The sequence below is a fragment of the Thermodesulfobacteriota bacterium genome, from assembly GCA_040757775.1.
In the GTDB taxonomy this organism is placed as follows: Bacteria; Desulfobacterota; UBA8473; order UBA8473; family UBA8473; genus UBA8473.
In genome coordinates this window covers 1-17,338 of the sequence record JBFLWQ010000020.1, presented here as the reverse complement: position 1 = coordinate 17,338, position 17,338 = coordinate 1, and the positions used below count along the sequence as shown (strand labels likewise).

At 42.2% G+C, this 17,338-nt stretch carries 14 protein-coding genes; 7 read left to right on the top strand and 7 right to left on the bottom strand.

The features are described from left to right. Positions 1-20 precede the first annotated feature (20 nt). The 7 genes from AB1401_11705 to AB1401_11675 all read right to left on the bottom strand — a co-directional run bounded on the left by AB1401_11705 (position 21) and on the right by AB1401_11675 (position 7,341). On the bottom strand, positions 21-1,277 hold the full coding sequence (locus tag AB1401_11705; protein ID MEW6616111.1) for a hypothetical protein: 1,257 nt from the start codon (positions 1,275-1,277) through the stop codon (positions 21-23). Then, on the bottom strand, positions 1,278-2,813 hold the full coding sequence (metG, locus tag AB1401_11700; protein MEW6616110.1) for a methionine--tRNA ligase: 1,536 nt from the start codon (positions 2,811-2,813) through the stop codon (positions 1,278-1,280). Then, positions 2,810-3,256, bottom strand: coding sequence for an Lrp/AsnC family transcriptional regulator (locus AB1401_11695; protein ID MEW6616109.1), 447 nt, complete (start codon positions 3,254-3,256; stop codon positions 2,810-2,812). The genes metG and AB1401_11695 overlap by 4 nt, the downstream gene beginning before the upstream one ends. A gap of 119 nt (positions 3,257-3,375) precedes the next feature. Next, positions 3,376-4,032 (bottom strand): hypothetical protein, encoded by a 657-nt coding sequence (locus AB1401_11690; GenBank protein ID MEW6616108.1) that lies wholly within the window; start codon positions 4,030-4,032, stop codon positions 3,376-3,378. Continuing rightward, a complete protein-coding gene (locus AB1401_11685; GenBank protein ID MEW6616107.1) occupies positions 4,029-4,817 on the bottom strand; it encodes a TIR domain-containing protein in 789 nt (262 codons plus the stop codon). Before AB1401_11685 ends, AB1401_11690 begins: the two co-directional genes overlap by 4 nt. 74 nt (positions 4,818-4,891) lie before the next feature. After that, positions 4,892-6,406 carry an N-6 DNA methylase gene (locus AB1401_11680; GenBank protein MEW6616106.1) on the bottom strand — a complete coding sequence of 505 codons (1,515 nt, stop codon included), beginning with the start codon at positions 6,404-6,406 and terminating at the stop codon, positions 4,892-4,894. After that, entirely contained in the window at positions 6,403-7,341 is a 939-nt protein-coding gene (locus AB1401_11675; GenBank protein ID MEW6616105.1) for an AccI family restriction endonuclease, read from the bottom strand. The genes AB1401_11680 and AB1401_11675 overlap by 4 nt, the downstream gene beginning before the upstream one ends. A gap of 230 nt (positions 7,342-7,571) precedes the next feature. On the opposite strand from AB1401_11675, the gene ade reads away from it, so the two are divergent. From ade to AB1401_11640, 7 genes are all read left to right on the top strand, one after another. After that, the gene (gene ade / locus AB1401_11670) at positions 7,572-9,272 is read left to right on the top strand and encodes an adenine deaminase (GenBank protein ID MEW6616104.1); all 1,701 of its coding nucleotides are present in this window, start codon (positions 7,572-7,574) and stop codon (positions 9,270-9,272) included. Positions 9,273-9,305: 33 nt separating this feature from the next. Next, the gene (locus AB1401_11665; GenBank protein MEW6616103.1) at positions 9,306-9,581 is read left to right on the top strand and encodes a hypothetical protein; all 276 of its coding nucleotides are present in this window, start codon (positions 9,306-9,308) and stop codon (positions 9,579-9,581) included. A 117-nt stretch (positions 9,582-9,698) separates the two neighbouring features. Continuing rightward, positions 9,699-11,390, top strand: coding sequence for a potassium-transporting ATPase subunit KdpA (gene kdpA, locus AB1401_11660; GenBank protein ID MEW6616102.1), 1,692 nt, complete (start codon positions 9,699-9,701; stop codon positions 11,388-11,390). Between the two features lie 46 nt (positions 11,391-11,436). After that, positions 11,437-13,545 (top strand): potassium-transporting ATPase subunit KdpB, encoded by a 2,109-nt coding sequence (kdpB, locus tag AB1401_11655; GenBank protein MEW6616101.1) that lies wholly within the window; start codon positions 11,437-11,439, stop codon positions 13,543-13,545. A 9-nt stretch (positions 13,546-13,554) separates the two neighbouring features. Next, on the top strand, positions 13,555-14,127 hold the full coding sequence (kdpC, locus tag AB1401_11650; GenBank protein MEW6616100.1) for a potassium-transporting ATPase subunit KdpC: 573 nt from the start codon (positions 13,555-13,557) through the stop codon (positions 14,125-14,127). A 15-nt stretch (positions 14,128-14,142) separates the two neighbouring features. Then, positions 14,143-16,110 (top strand): DUF4118 domain-containing protein, encoded by a 1,968-nt coding sequence (locus AB1401_11645; protein ID MEW6616099.1) that lies wholly within the window; start codon positions 14,143-14,145, stop codon positions 16,108-16,110. A 427-nt stretch (positions 16,111-16,537) separates the two neighbouring features. Next, positions 16,538-17,167: a TetR/AcrR family transcriptional regulator gene (locus AB1401_11640; GenBank protein ID MEW6616098.1), complete on the top strand. Its 630-nt coding sequence runs from the start codon at positions 16,538-16,540 to the stop codon at positions 17,165-17,167. The last annotated feature ends 171 nt before the right edge of the window (positions 17,168-17,338 follow it).

Below are 17,338 nucleotides of genomic sequence, written 5' to 3'. Positions count from 1 at the left end.
GTTAATGCCTTCCTATTTAATTAGATAGTAGAGTATTTACTTTTAAAGACCTCTGCAGCTCTAAATAACTGTTCATCATCCTTATATGCTCTGAAGTTTTCTATGGAGTCCAAATCTATTTCTTCTATACCATTTTTACTTATAAAAAGAGGAAGTCCGAGACATAGTTCACTTTTCCCTATGCATGTTTTCTTAGTCAGAGTTACAATATTGCGGATATTGCTGAAAAATGCTTTTATGATTGCTATTACAGCAATCCCAACAGGAAAATCCGCCCTTCCTCCACAGTAGTATTCAATAATTGGTTTAACAGATAACCGTGTAGGTATAGGATAGCTGTTGATATAATTAAAGACCCCTTCATCCCCCTTCCGAACCATCTCATAAGCCTTGTTGTATACCTCATCCACATCTGGATTATCCTTAAGGGTAGAAGATACATTTTTCAATATTTGGGGTGCTGGTGGTTCGCAATTTATCCGAAGCATACTCTTATAAATTACCATACCTTTCAATTCATGATTGCCGCCAACCAACCCATCTACAGAGATTTCTACAGGCAAATTTAACTCGTTCCTTATTTCTCTCCCAAACCTCATAGAATCCAACACAGGTCCTATGGCAACAACCCTCCTGAAATACCTGGAAAAGACCCACGTGCATAACTCATTTGGATTGCTTACCACTATTACCATTTCAGGATCACGGGAAGGATTTTCTTTAATAGATTTAGCACAATTATCAAAAATAGTCTTATTCACATGCATCAGTGTTGTTCTATCGGAGGCCTTACCTGTACCTTTTGGAATAGTCTTCCCCGAACACATTATTAGAAGTTCCCCATCAACTCTATCATAAGAATCGACAAATTCGATATTTGGTAAAACCCCATCCATCCCGTCTTTTAACTTTTCAATCAAGGCGTAATAAAAGTTCTTGTCTTTCCCTTGAGAAGCCTTTTTTGGCCTGCCGAATAGCTGGATCTTTTTGCAGTCTGGTAATGCTTGTTCCCTTAGGATAAGCTTGAGAATTTCGCTTCCCATTGCTCCGCTTACACCAATAATAGTTACAGTTTTAAATCTGCCTACAGCACCATAAAGGTCTTTTTTGTACTTTAGCTTTTTGGAAAAGTAGATCCTGTCTCTTGAAAGATTTTTTTTCTCTTTGTGTCTTGGATAGCATCTGGACAAGTACTTAAAAGTGACCCCTGTCTGTTTTGGATCTACTAATTTCCCCCCAGTCTCGAATTCTATATAAGGATTATGTATTTCTTGCACTTACCCCTCAACCCTTGGGAAAATAGGTTCAATCTTTGAGACGATGGTGTTCTCTCCTATTTTACCCCACTCGGTTATATCCTTCAATCTCTGAGTGTGTAAATCCTCTTTTATCCCTAAAGATGCCCATATCTTCTCCGCAGTTGTTGGCATAAAGGGAAAGAGAAGAACAGTAATAACCCTAAGGGCTTCTACGATATTGTACAATACGGCATTCAATCTTTCTGTTTGATTTTCTTCCTTTGCCAGGATCCAGGGCGAAGTCTCGTCTATGTACTTATTCACAGCGGCTATGAATCCCCAGATAACAATTAATGCCTTGTTAAATGCCAGTTGAGCCATCTGATTAATTACGTCTTTAACAGTCTTTGAAGCATCATTTCTCAATCTTTCATCAATCTCCAGATGTCCGGCTGGGTTATGAAGTGCCCCTCTAAAGTATTTAATAACCATTGCCAAACTGCGACTCACCAAATTCCCAAGGTCATTTGCCAGATCAGAATTCAATCTATTAACCAGGGCACTCTCGCTGAAATTGGCATCCAATCCAAAGACCATCTCCCGCATAAGAAAATACCGAAAGGCATCGAGACCATACTTGTCTTTTAAGCTGAGGGGTTTTATGATATTCCCAAGACTCTTGGATATCTTGTTTTCATCTATGTTCCAGTAGCCATGAACATTTAAATGATGGTATGGTTCAATGCCAGAAGCCTTCAGGATGGTTGGCCAGTAAATACCGTGGGGTTTCAATATATCCTTCGCGATCAGGTGTTGGGCTGATGGCCAGAATTTGTGATAAATGTCAGAGTCAGGATAACCAACAGAGGTTAGATAATTGATAAGGGCATCAAACCAGACATAGGTTACATAATCTTCGTCAAATGGCAGAGTTATCCCCCAATCCAGCCTTGATTTTGGACGAGAAATGCACAGGTCTTCTAAAGGGTCTCTCAAGAAGGCCAATACCTCATTGCTGTATCTTTCAGGGCGAATAAAACCAGGGTGAGAGTTGATATGCTCTATCAACCAATTCTGATACTTGCTCATTCTAAAGAAATAGTTCTTTTCCTTTATAAACTCAGGGGCAACCTTATGATCCGGACATTTGCCATCTGCAAGTTCCTTTTCATAGTAAAAACGTTCGCATCCAAAACAATAGTATCCCCCATATTCGCCAAAGTAAATATCCCCCGCATCATATACTTTCTGAAGAATCAATTGAACGACTTTCTTATGGTTTTCATCGGTTGTCCTGATAAAGTAGTCATTAGAAATGGAAAGCTCCGGCCAGATATTTCGGAATAGCATGCTTATCCTGTCAGTATATTCTTTTGGGCTTTCTCCAGCAGCCTCGGCAGCTCTAACAACTTTATCGCCGTGCTCATCCGTTCCTGTAACGAAAAAAGTTTCCCCCCCGGATAATCTGTTGAAACGGTTGAGAACATCTGCGGCAATGGTAGTGTAGGCATGACCCAGATGAGGTTCAGCATTTACATAGTATATAGGAGTGGTTATATATAATGTTTTGCTCATGTCTCAAACTCAACATTTACCTTAAAGATTTTTTTGGCGGGGAGATTAATAATGTCTTTAATGGCTGTTTTTTTTGATATATCAGCGAGACTATCTCTAATCTTCTCTTTGGACTCACCAATGAAAGTAAACCATAGATTATACTCGTGCTCTCTTTTGTAGTTATGAGTTATGCCCCGATATGAATGTAATACTTTAACAAATTCTTCAATCTTTTCAGGGGGGACCCTGGCCGCACACAGTGTGCTTGTAAAACCCAGTTTCTTTGAGTCAAAGGAAGCACCAAGGCGTCGAATATAGCCTTTATGTATCAATTGCTTAACCCTCTCTATCATATTGTCTTCAGAGATATTTAATTCCTCTCCCAGCACTTTAAATGGTCTGGAATTGATGGGGAATTTAGACTGAATCCTATTCAATATATCCCTGTCTTGCCTGTCCATGTCAGTTTGCCGTGTACTTGTTCAACGAGATGCATCAGCCGCACTGGGCAACCAGTATGATACAAAAACGAAACAGGCTAATCCCATGTTGGCTGGATGCTTTTGTTGTACACCGTTTTTTATTTTCCTTTAATTAATTTGTCAAGTTCGTTAGCATAAGCGATCAATATTTTATTAACCTCTTTCATTGATGTAACAAGATTTGCAAAGTCAGGATATCTTTTTTGTAATTCTTGAGGTGACTTGTTTTTGTTATTTGGATCTTCTTTCTCTGCTTCCAACCATCGCCTAAATCTTGCTTGATGTTCTGTTAAGTGAGGGCGTAATGCCTCATTCAGGATTTTTCTTGTCAAACCGATTAATGCGGAAGTAGGATCATGCTCTCTTAAATATTTCCCAGGAACTGATTTTATTTCCTCTCTGATAATCCCAAATAATTTATACCATGAATCGTAAACTTCCTCTATGACGTCATTATTTTCATCGATAGGGATGGCTGCTTTCCTCGTTGTGAGTTCTATGTAAATCCTGTTGGCGATGTATAAATTTTCATCATTTCTTTCAACCTTGAAAACCATTTTGGGCGAGCTAGATATTTCAACTTGCATTTCATGCCACCGGAACCATTTTGAAAAGTTTCTCTTGATATAAACTGTAAGGAGGATTAACGCCGCTATGATCGTAATGATAATCCAATCACTTTCAATGATCAGTGACGGTTTGGCGTAATTAAATGAAAGTCGGATGAGTTCGTGTGTTGATGCTATATCGTTCATTCGCATGTATTCCTTTGCATTTGGGAAATGGTCATATTAACAATTTTGCCTGTTTCACTTCTTGCGGTAAATGCTTTTTCAATATGCCCTTGCATAATTACTCTATCATCAGTCCAATCCTGTGCAATGGCGTAACCCGACTTAAAATTTTCAGTCAGTCGCGATGGAACTAAATATGGATGATAATTGTCTAAGCCATAGTCCGAATGAGAAGGAAGAAATAAACCGAGAACACCAGAGTAGTTACCCCCCACTTTATAATTCAAAGCACCTGCGATCTCCCAGTCAACATGCTTTCTGCCTTTTGTTTTTGCGCCAATCAAAACAATCAAAACAGTGGTATCTGAGAGGTATTTCCTTTGAATGAGTTGCTTGATATAGTCAGCGCTGTTACCAGAATCAATATCGCCATCATCGACAGATTTACTTACTACCAAATCACCAAACAAATTTTCAAATCGTTCTCGATAATTTTGGTCGTCATGATGATAGTAACTGACAAATGATTTTCTCTTTGTTATGTTTTTAGGCAGAATAGTTCCCCAACTGTATAGTCCATTATTGTAAGTAAAAACATTTCCCCTTATCCATTCCCCTTTTTCATTTCTTGTCATTATTGAGATTTGTGATTTTTCCTTGGTTCTATTTACCAGCCAATGCCGCTGATGTACTTCGCCTTCTGAGAGATTATGTCCATCATATTCATAGGCGAAGACATCTTTAATGAGATTTACGTCTTCTCTAAAGGAAAGCTTTGTTACAAAATATTCTCTGTTGCTTGCCATATCAGCTCCAAATAAAAGGAGGTTCTAGGTTCTATTTTCATAGTATATTGCTTCTTCGCATGTCCGAAATTTCGTTATGCGGGAAATAATTCAATCTGTTTTTTGAAAGTTTCAATTGGCCTTATAAGTTTATATTTTTCAACGATATGGTCTGGAATTGGCAGTCGGTCAAGGTTGCGTGGTTCAACTTTTATTGCACCCGAGCCATAACTTTTGCCTACAAGTTTTAAATTATTTAGGGTATCAGGATGATTTAATGCTTGCCATAAGTTGTCAATGTATTCTTTGTCATCAAAATTTGGATAGACGCAAAGAAACCCTGTTAGCGGAAGAATACCGGCTTCATTTTTAATAAATCTTGTATTTCTTCTGCCAAGGTAGGCGAAAAGCAAAGGTGGAACTTTTCTTTTTTCCATCTTGTACCAAGGTTTACGCTGTTTAATAAGTGGGCGATTTGGCAATTCGAGATTTTCGCCAACCTTTAAATAGTCTAAAACTGCTTTAGGCAGTATTTTATGTCCAGTTATTGAGAGTAAGTATATTGGACGGTCTTTTTCTTTCAAGATGTTAATATCGGTTATTGTAATTATGTTTCCTTTTATGTCTCTTGTCCTGCCAATTGCAGTTTTTAAAAAATCATTAGGAATTTCACGTATCTTAACTTGCTGACTCGTAAAAAGGAAAAACTCATTTGCGCCTGTAGCAATTCCACGCATAACTTTTGCGAAGTCATTTAGATGAAACTTAAAGCTATTATACTTTTGTTCTGGTCTCGAAAACCCTGTCTCTAAGGCTTCTTCAAGATGGCGGTTGGTAATTTCGATTGTTTCTAATTCTTGTTTTTTGAAGCCAGAAGAAATGAATTGAAGTAAGTCATCAGAATATGCCTGTTTAGCTTTTACCCAAAACAATTTTTTATTTGGCTTAGCATTTTTGATTAAGAATATTATAGCGTTAGTATCGACATTTGGAAAAGGAGTAGCCCCTTCATCAAAAGTAACAACACATTCAATACAATATTTGTCTGAAATCCAGCGCCACAGCTTATTAGCAAATATTCCCTCGCAGGTATCAGCAGGCATAATGAATGATAATTTCCCATCTGCTTCTAAGTGGTTCAATGCTTGCAATAGGAAGTAAATATGATAACCGGCTCTACCATCAATGACAAAACCTGTTATGCTTGCACAAAGTTTCTTTAGGAATGTTTTTGTTTCATCGTCAATGCGGTGGTGTCTTATGTATGGCGGGTTTGCAACAATTGCCTTAAATTTTCTTTTAGGAGGATTTTTTATAAAATCACGCAATTCAACATGGCAATTTGAATCAATATAGATATTGTCTGACAATATTTCGGGGTCAATATCAGTTCCGAAATATGAAATATTGGGACTGTGCAGTCTTTTTAAGGCGTCAAAAAATGCGCCTCTACCAGTTGCAGGGTCAAAAATTAATTCAGTACTTTCTGCAACATATGAAACCATCGCCTCCGCAACCCAATGGGGTGTCCAAAATTGGCCCTTGTCACGAAGTTTTTCTCTTTCGTCCCATGCGACGGGTATTTTTTGATGTGTTTTTAGTCCTTTCATTCCATTTTTCTCAAAAGGATTAATGCATCATGCGTGATGTCGAGAGAACCGCCTTCAAATTTTACATACGGCAGAATATGCCCGTTCTTATCTTCAATAAAATCTGGAACCAAACGCGGTTGCTCAACGGATATTCCAAGAGGATACGCATAGCGATAATAGAACTTGTAGATTGCTTTCTTGGTTGTCGCCCCACCTGGAGCTTGAAAAGTTTGAACAGTTGGCTCTATCAGCCCTTCTCGCACAAGTCGTTCAGCTTCATCAAATGCTAAACCATATGCCCTGTCAAAAAATACGTGCCAGACATGAATTGGAACATTGTTTTCTTCTTGCCATCTTGCTAAAGGTATACGGTCTTCTTCTTTTATAATTACAGTTGGCAGTACAGCAGTTTTTGGAAGACCTGCTTTGCCTCCAAGCCGTTTCTGAGGTTTGAGTGGAGTATTGTAGTTAGGCATTTTTTCTGCTATCCACAATGAGTTTTCACATTCAACAGCTACAACAGCTTTGTTTATTAGGTCTTGCAGGTTATTTTCAATAATGAATGGCAATTCTTCATCGCCTCCAATGTTCTGTAAAAAATTGTCAACAAAAGCTTTGTCTGCTATTTTGAAAACCAAAAGGTCAGGACGTTTAATGTTTCTAAGTCCAGCAGCTTCAAGCCGCTCAAAATAAAGCTCAAATGCTCTTACATCGTCTGTTGGTGCTGTTCCACTTGGTCCGTAGGGAATCGCATAAAATTGATTAGTTCTGTTTACTGCGTCAATAAGGCGTTTTTCACTCCAAACACCTTGAGACCACCGCATTAGGAAGTCGCTGCCTCGAAGTCTTCTTGGGTTAAGCCAAAAATCTATCCAACTAATGTCTTTAAAGCCACGGAGTACAAGTTCAATATCCTCTTTTGATACTAATAATTCTTTTTCAAATAGATGCATTCGGTTTCCTTAGCGTATATGAGTGTCTCTAAAATGTTATCATGGAGTTATTTCTATTGTCTATTTCCCAGCCAACATATGTTATAAGCCTATACCATAAAAGAAATTGTTTCAAGCTAAAAATTTTTGACAAAAGGAAACTGTGATGATAGATTAACCAGCTATTGGTCGTTAATTAATTTTGTCTCTACTTTTGGAAACGTATGAGAATATTTGATACGGAAGATCAATTGAAAAGCAGGATCAGGGCTGCCTGTGGGAAAGAAAAGGCAGACCTTTTAATCAAAAATGCCAGAGTTGTGGATGTATTTTCAGGCAGCATTTTTTCTGCCAATGTTGCAATCAACAACTCAATAATCATAGGTTTTGGAGATTATAATGCTAAGGAAGTTATAGACCTGAAGGGAAGGTTTCTCTGCCCTAGCTTTATTGATGGTCATATCCATGTGGAAAGTTCAATGATTTCAGTACCTGAATTTGCAAAGGCTGTTATACCCATGGGAACTACTTCAATAGTAGCTGATCCCCATGAAATAGCCAATGTTATGGGATTAGAAGGCATTAAATACATAGCTGAATCAGGCAAATTAACCCCTCTGGTTGTATACATAATGCTGCCCTCCTGTGTCCCTTCTACAGATATGGAGACCTCTGGCGCAAGGTTATCTAGTTCAGACCTTTTGAAGATAGTCCACAAAGAATGGGTGCTTGGCCTAGGTGAGGTTATGAACTTTCCAGGGGTCATAGATGAAGACCCTGAGATTTTGAGAAAGATAGAAGTGGCTGGGGGGAAAAGGATTGATGGGCATGCACCTATGTTGGCTGGAAATGATCTCAATGCTTATATATCTGTGGGAATAGGTTCGGACCATGAGTGTACAACTCTTAAAGAGGCCGGAGAAAAACTCCGAAAAGGGATGTACATCATGATCCGAGAGGGAACAGTGGCAAAAAACATGGAGACCCTTCTCCCATTGGTAACCCCTGCTAATTCAAGAAGATGCCTCTTTGTTACCGATGACAAACATCCCCTTGACCTGGTTGAGGAGGGGCATATGGACTTCCTGATAAGGAAGGCTATTAAGCAGGGACTGGATCCTGTTATTGCTGTCCAGATGGCCACGCTGAACCCTGCAGAGTATTTCCGTTTGAATGGATTGGGTGCTATAGCGCCGGGGTATAAAGCGGACATTATCGTATTCAACACATTGAAAGAGTTAAGAGTCGAAATGGTGTTTAAAGGTGGTAAATTGGTTGCAAAGGATGGCCGGCTTTTGGAAATACCACTAAAAGAGGAAAAACCAATCCTAAAGAACTCCATCATGATAAAAGATATGGATAGCGGCAAATTCAAAATAAAGGCATTTTCAGAGAATGCTAAGATAATAGAATTGGTCCCGAATCAGATAATTACAGAGAAATCAATTGAGAAGGTAAGAATTGTTAACGGTTATGCATTGTCTGATATCGAAAGGGATATTCTTAAGATAGCGGTAATAGAAAGACATACCAGAACGGGGAATATTGGATTGGGGTTTGTAAGGGGTTTTGGGCTGAAAACCGGTGCTATAGGGTCTTCGGTTGCCCACGATTCTCATAATATAGTGGTGGTGGGAACCAATGACGATGATATGTTAAAAGCGGTAATGGAAATAGAAAAGATGGGGGGTGGACAACTGGTTGTAGCAAACGGGAGCATATTGGCTTCTCTGCCTTTGCCAATTGGTGGGTTGATGTCCCACATGCCACTTTTGGAAGTAGCCGATGGAATTAAAAGACTTCTTGTATCAGCAAAGACTCTTGGGTGTGATGCCAGAGATCCCTTTATGGCTTTATCTTTTCTCGCCTTGCCCGTTATTCCTGAATTAAAGATTACAGACAAAGGACTGGTGGATGTAAGTGAATTTAGGATAGTTCCCCTGTTTGAATAGTAGGGATAAACCTTTAATAGCGAGGGTTAATGAATGAAAAAAACAAGTTCATCAAATCGAATGGCAGATGAGGAAAAAGAAAACCTCTGGGGTAAATATGTAGAGATAAAACTTAAAGATAACAGGACAGCAAGAGGGCTTGTTATTACCCAGGCAGGTGATTCTATTAGCATATCCGATGAGTTTAAAAATCTGGAAGAATACCAAAACTATAAGCCCGAAATAATGGGAAGCTGTGGTGTAGTATATCCGCACACAGAGAGCTATAAATGGAGTGAAATAGAGAAGGTAGAGGTTATTACGGATTGAAGACAGGTTGAAATAATTGCTGGAGCTTGGCAACTAAAGAATAGTTAGGCCCTTCGAAGAGGCAAAGTATGGCGCAAGGGTCGGAACTGCAGAAAAACTTCACACATAGGGTAAGGTATGTCATTACATGAGATCGTGCAGTTAGCTCTTTATCTCGGTTTGCTGATTGCGTTGACACCTCTGCTTGGCCAGTTCATGGCGAAAGTTTTTAGCGGTGAACAAACTTGGCTGACACCATTGCTGCGACCATTAGAAAAATTCATTTACCGGCTTGCGGGAATTAATGAAAAAACCGAAATGCATTGGTCAACATACACTTGGGCACTGCTAATCTTCAATTTTCTTGGCTTCGTTGTTCTTTTCGTCATGCAACTGATTCAGGATAAACTGCCGCTCAATCCCCAGGAGTTGCCGAACGTGCCCGCTGCGTTGGCGTTCAACACGGCAGTTAGTTTCATGACGAATACGAATTGGCAAAGCTATGCGGGTGAAACCACACTCAGCTATTTCAGCCAAATGCTAGGGATTACCGTGCAGAATTTTTTAAGCGCAGCAACCGGCATTGCGGTATTGTTAGCGTTGGTGCGTGGTTTAGTACGGCGAGCAATGCAGACCATTGGCAATTTCTGGGTCGATCTCGTCCGCTCAACATTATATATTCTTTTGCCGCTTTCATTTATTCTTTCGATCGTACTCGTTGGGCAAGGTGTAGTGCAGACGTTCTCACCTGCTGTAAAAATTGAGACACTCGAAGGCTATAGTCAAACCATTCCGCTCGGGCCAGCCGCTTCGCAAATCGCCATCAAACAATTGGGCACCAATGGCGGTGGTTTCTTCAATGCCAACAGCTCGCATCCCCTCGAGAACCCCACACCACTTAGCAATTTTTTACAGATGTTTTCCATTCTATTGATTCCAGCCGCTTTGACTTACACCTATGGTAAAATGATTGGTTCTACCCGACAAGGCTGGGCGATTTTCGCGGCAATGATGATTCTTTTTCTGACTGGATTGACCGTGTCGCTCTTGGCTGAATATGGCTTTAATCCTGTGACCGGTGTCTCCGCTGCAATGGAGGGCAAGGAAACACGTTTTGGTGTTGCCAACAGCTTGCTGTGGGCAACCGCAACCACTGTTGCCTCCAACGGTTCCGTGAATGCGATGCACAGCAGCCTTTCACCGCTTGCCGGTTTGGTAGCTATGCTCAACATCATGCTCGGTGAGGTGATTTTCGGCGGTGTCGGTGCGGGACTTTATGGGATGCTCGTTTTTGTGATTCTGACGGTTTTCATTGCAGGTTTGATGGTCGGCAGAACTCCAGAATATCTTGGCAAAAAAATCGAAGCCTTTGAAGTGAAAATGTCCATGGTAGCGGTCATTGCGCCGAGCTTCATCATTCTAGTATTCTCCGCGATTGCGTGTGTAACCGGCGCTGGTCTATTGAGCCTTGCCAACAAAGGTCCGCACGGGCTGAGCGAAATCCTTTATGCCTTCTCCTCAGCAGCGGGCAACAATGGGAGCGCATTTGCCGGATTAAATACCAACACCGATTTTTACAATATTTTGCTTGGCATCGCCATGCTTATCGGGCGTTTTGCGATCATCGTGCCGGTTTTGGCCATCGCTGGCAGCATGGCCAGCAAAAAAACGGCGCCGTTTTCTGCCGGAACCTTTCAAACCGACAATGCAACGTTCGTCATCTTGCTTCTTGCTATCGTCATCATTGTTGGCGCACTGACGTTCTTCCCGGCGCTTTCACTTGGACCACTTATCGAACATTTTCTCATGCTTGCTGGTCGAGCATTCTAATAATATTTCTTGTCAGATTGATTATTCATTCTAAAGCTTAATGGACATGAAAAGAAAAACTCCCAAACTTTTTGATAAAGCAATCATATCTCGCGCGCTCATGGATGCGTTTGTCAAGCTCAACCCGCGTTGGCAGGTCAAAAATCCAGTTATGTTCGTTGTCTTTGTCGGAGCGATTCTGACAACTATTACTGTTATCCGCGAGTTGATCACAGGGAACCTTAATAGTTTCAATATTCAAATTACGATCTGGCTGTGGCTTACATTGTTGTTTGCAAATTTTGCGGAAGCTGTTGCCGAAGGTCGTGGCAATGCCCAAGCAGAAAGCCTCCGTAAAATGCGCACAAAAACCATGGCCCGTTGCTTAGTCAATGGTTGTGAAGAAAAAATCGCTGCGGCTGAATTGAAAGTCGGCGATATGGTGGTCTGTGAAGCCGGTGACATTATACCAGGCGATGGCGAAGTAATCGAGGGTATTGCCAGCGTTGATGAATCGGCCATCACCGGCGAATCCGCCCCGGTCATTCGTGAGAGTGGCGGCGATCGTAGCGCCGTCACCGGCGGTACGCGCGTGTTAAGCGACAAAATTATCATCCGTATAACCTCGGAAGCAGGTAGCACTTTTCTTGACCGCATGATTGCGATGGTAGAAGGCGCCAAACGCCGCAAAACACCGAATGAGATTGCATTGACAATTTTGCTCGTCGCGCTCACCTTTATTTTTGTGATGGTCGTCGTCTCGTTACTGCCCTTTGACATATATAGCGAAAAAGCTGCGGGAATGCGAACATCCTCTTTGCTGACGGTTCCGGTGTTAGTATCCCTGCTTGTGTGTCTCGCACCAACGACCATTGGAGGTTTACTCAGCGCCATTGGCATCAGCGGCATGGATCGTCTGGTCAGGCGTAATGTGTTGGCCACTAGCGGTCGCGCGGTCGAAGCGGCAGGCGATATCGACGTACTGCTTTTAGATAAAACTGGCACGATCACACTTGGCAATCGCATAGCCACGGAATTCATACCTACTCCAACTGCAACAGAGGAACGTTTGGCCGATGCTGCCCAATTGGCCTCGCTGGCTGACGAAACACCTGAAGGCCGTTCAATTGTGGTGTTGGCAAAAGAGCGCTTTGGTCTACGCGGGCGGGATATCAAGGGACTGCAAGCACAGTTTGTTCCCTTCCGTGCACAGACGCAGATGAGTGGGGTAGATATCCTCACTGCTGAAGGACACCCAGCACGAATCATTCGAAAAGGTTCTCTAGAAGCCATCCGCAAGTATTTAGTTGAGAGCGGAGCAATGGAGCAGGCTTCCAGCATAGATATGAACGTTGCGTTGATGATTGGAACCGATATTGCCCTGGCAGGAGGCACGCCACTGTTGGTAGTGGAAAATCTTGAACTTTTGGGGATCATTCAACTGAAGGATGTGGTAAAAGGCGGCATCAAAGAACGCTTCGAGCAACTGCGGGCGATGGGCATTCGGACTGTAATGATCACCGGCGATAATCCGCTCACAACAGCATCAATCGCAGCAGAGGCCGGTGTAGATGATTTTATCGCGCAAGCCACGCCAGAGACTAAATTGCAACGCATTCGCGAAGAACAGGCGCATGGTCGGCTGGTTGCCATGATCGGCGACGGCACCAATGACGCTCCAGCACTAGCACAGGCTGATGTCGGTGTAGCCATGAACACTGGTACCCAAGCCGCCCGTGAAGCAGGCAATATGGTTGATTTAGATAGCAATCCCACCAAGCTGATAGAGATCGTTGAAATCGGTAAACAGTTGCTGATGACGCGTGGCGCACTCACCACGTTTAGCATCTCCAATGACGTGGCAAAATATTTCGCGATATTACCTGCACTTTTCAGCACGCTCTATGCTGTGACAGGAAGTCCAGGTCCATTAACGACACTCAATATCATGAAGCTAGCCTCACCTCAAAGCGCCATTCTCTCCGCAGTTATTTTTAATGCGATCATCATCATTACACTGGTTCCGTTGGCATTGCGTGGTGTCAAATATCGTCCACTAGGAGCTGGCACCATTTTAACGCGGAATTTGATTATTTATGGTATCGGCGGCCTAATTGTTCCATTCATCGGTATTAAACTTATTGATATTTTGATCGTCGCTTTGAAACTCGTATGAGGTTAATACATGAAACATTTTTTTGCTGCTTTACGGCTTCTTCTAATTATGACAGTTTTGACGGGGCTTCTATACCCCCTTGCCATCACTGGAATCGTACAGGCGTTTTTTCCATATCAAGCCAGTGGTAGTATTATTATGGTTGATGGAAAAGTAAAAGGCTCGGAACTGGTTGGGCAGAAGTTTGTCGGCGAGTTTTATTTCTGGGATCGTCCTTCTGCAATAGACTACAATCCTATGCCTTCGGGTGCTACCAACCTCAGCCCAACGAGTGAGGTTTTACAAAAGGCGGTGCAACAGCGGCGAGCACATATTAATAGAACAGTTGCACTTTCATCAAATGCAAGCATACCTGTTGATATGCTCTTTGCTTCTGCCAGTGGTGTTGACCCGCACATCAGTCCGCAAGCAGCGCGACTTCAGATTGAACGCATCGCAAAAGCACGCGGCTTTACGCCAGAACAAAAAACAAAACTGGCTGATCTGATTGAGCGATTTGTTGAACCGCCGCAATGTGGTATTTTGGGCGAGCATCGCGTCAATGTCTTTCTTTTGAACGTGGCACTCAACCAGCTTAATTGATGGGAGATAATAGTTGTGAACAATAGACTTCGCCCCAGCCCCGATGCGATTCTGGCCGCCATCCAAAAAGAAGAAACGCGACAGCAGCATAGCACACTAAAAATTTTTTTCGGCATGGCTGCCGGCGTCGGTAAAACCTATGCGATGCTACGAGCCGCTCGTCAGGCTTTATCCGAGAACGTAAACATTGTGGTGGGCTATGTTGAAACACATGGACGCAGTGAAACCGAGGCGTTGCTGCAGGATTTGCCGATCATTCCGCGCCGTAAGATGGAATATCGCAGCACGATGTTCGAAGAGATGGACTTGGATGCCATTCTCAGCCGCAAACCGCAGCTCGTGCTGGTTGACGAACTTGCTCATACTAACGTCCCAGGCAGCCGCCATGCCAAGCGTTATCAGGATGTGCTCGAATTGCTCGATGCCGGTATTGATGTTTACACGACAATTAACGTGCAACATCTCGAAAGCCGTTCTGATGCGGTGCATCAGATTACCGGTGTCGTCATGCACGAAACAGTTCCAGATTCGATTTTCGATCGCGCCGATGAGATCGAGCTTGTCGATATTACGCCGGACGAATTGTTGAAGCGTCTTGCAGAGGGGAAAGTTTATGTGCCGGATAAGGCACAGCTTGCCGCGCAAAAATTCTTTCGTCGCGGTAATCTAACCGCATTGCGTGAGATGTCATTGCGATTGACCGCACAACACGTCGATCAACAGTTGCGCGACTACATGCAGCTCCACCAAATTTCTGGTCCGTGGAAATCCGGTGAGCGATTGCTGGTTGCCGTTGGGCCAAGCCCGCTGTCTGCCCAGCTTGTGCGATGGACGCGACACATGACATGTGCCCTACAATCGCCGTGGATCGCAGTAAGCGTCGAATTGCCACATAGTCCACTTTCAGTTAAAGCAAAAGCACGACAAGAAAAAAATTTGGAATTGGCTCGCGAACTGGGCGCTGAAATCGTCACGACTACAGATGTTGACCTCGTGACGGGAATTGTGCGTGTAGCTCAACAGCACAATGTGGCGCAGATCATTATTGGTAAAACCCAGGATTCACCAAGGATGAAGCTTTTTCGCAGGAACTCGTTTGTAAGTAATCTCATTGAAGAGAGCGGTAATATTGATGTCTGCGTTGTAGCGAGCGACAAAGCACAAAAGATCAAGCCACAGCGGCTAAGCTTCAATTTCTTATCACCATTGCGACAGTATCTCTATGGCTTGCTCACACTAATTGGTTTGGCAGGAATTTGCTACATTGCGCTGCCAATTATCGGCTATCAAGCGATTGGATTGATTTTGCTATTTGCTATTATACTGCTCGCACTTTTTCTGGGACGTGGTCCCGCGCTTTTTTCCGCTGCGTTCAGTGCACTCATATGGAATTTCTTTTTTATTCCTCCGCCATTCACTTTTCGTATAGCGGAGCCGCAGGATACACTCATGTTTGTGATGTATTTTGTCGTCGCTTCGATTCTTGGCAATCTCACTTCCCGCATTCGCGCCCAGCAGCTTGTCCTCCAACAACGCGAAGAACAAGCAGCTGCACTCTACATGCTAGCGCGTGAAGTTGCCAATGCCACAAATATTGATGAGATTTTAGTTGCCGCCGTTAAACAATTGAGCAGCGTGTTTAGTGCAAGAATTGCGATCTTACTTCCCGATCAAGTATCACCTTTTTCTCTAAAGCCGCATCCAACGAGCACATTGACGCTTAATGAAAAAGACCTAAGCGTCGCTGCTTGGGTATTAGAGATGCGGAAACCAGCTGGACGCTTTACTGATACATTACCAATGGCGGAAGCCTATTTCGTTCCGTTGCTCACGCCCAGCCAAGCCGTCGGCGTCATCGGCGTGCGCACGCATCGCGCTGAACCGTTGTTGATTGAACAAAAAGCCTTGCTTGAAACATTTGCCAGCCAGATTGCCAGCACAATCGAACGGATGCTGTTGTTTGCTTCCACTCAGCAGCACTGAATTTTTACAGTTGGCGATGGTCAAAAAAGGTCACTTCCCCCAAAAACACAAAAAGAGAAAAGACGACAAGCATTTGGTGGAGGGTACAAATTTTAGTCAATGTAGAAATCGGTCAAGAAGCTAGATACAAAATTTTGTGGTGAATATAAGCTATTGCCTGACTTTTTGCTGGAGCGGACTACAGTGGCAGAGGCATGAATTTCGTGATTGGGTAGTCTGAACGTCTGTGCTTTTCCCAACGTTCGTCTCGCCCCCACAGTACTCAGCATTGCGATAGATTTTTAAAGAAATATAGATTAGATATGAAATCCCTGTAATAAAATCTTCCTGGATTAATTTTTTTGTTGACTTTTTTGCCATTTTTTTTTAACTTAAATTAAGAAAATGAATAATCTTCATTTAATTAATATAATTTGAAGAGGCTTGAATGGGCATAATGGAAAGAAAAGAAAGGGAAAAACTAAGGAGAAGGAAAGATATTCTGGAGGCAGCGAAAAATAGTTTTTCAAAAAAGGGATTCATGAATGCCACAATAGAAGAAATTGCTCAAGAATCTGAACTAAGTACAGGAACGATCTACCTATACTTTTCGAGAAAAGAAGAATTATATGTTTCTCTGATAGTCGAAACCTATGATATTCTTATTGATGAGCTTAAAGAAGTCCTTAAACAAGATGTGGCACCTGACGAATTGTTAGTAAGTATAGCTACCACCTATTGCAACTTTTGCAAAAATCATCCAGATCATTATAAGATTTTAAATTTTATTATTAACGAACACCTGAATTTGAAGTTGACACCTGAATTACTGGATAAGATCGACGAGAAAACCGATACCATATTTAAAATGGTTAGTGAAGTAATTAAGCAGGGGATTAAGATAGGTATATTCAAACAAATAGATACCTGGGATATTACCAGCCTTTTTTGGAGCAGTTTAAATGGTATAATGCAACTACAAACCAGCATAGATTATTTGAAAGGCAGGACTACTGATATTGAGTCTTTAATTAGGAAGAATATGGAACTGATGGTTTTAGCCATTAAGGTTGAATAAGATGTTTTTGTTAGTATTAGTTGGAAGAGAACGAAGAACTTTCGGGAGGCTTTATTTATGGCGACAGTAAGGGAGGTAAACGAGGCTTTTTTGGAGAGGGGTTTGGAGATAGAGCTTCCGTTTCCGGCTGATTGGTTAGTGAAGAAGGTTGACATATTGGAGAAGAGGGAG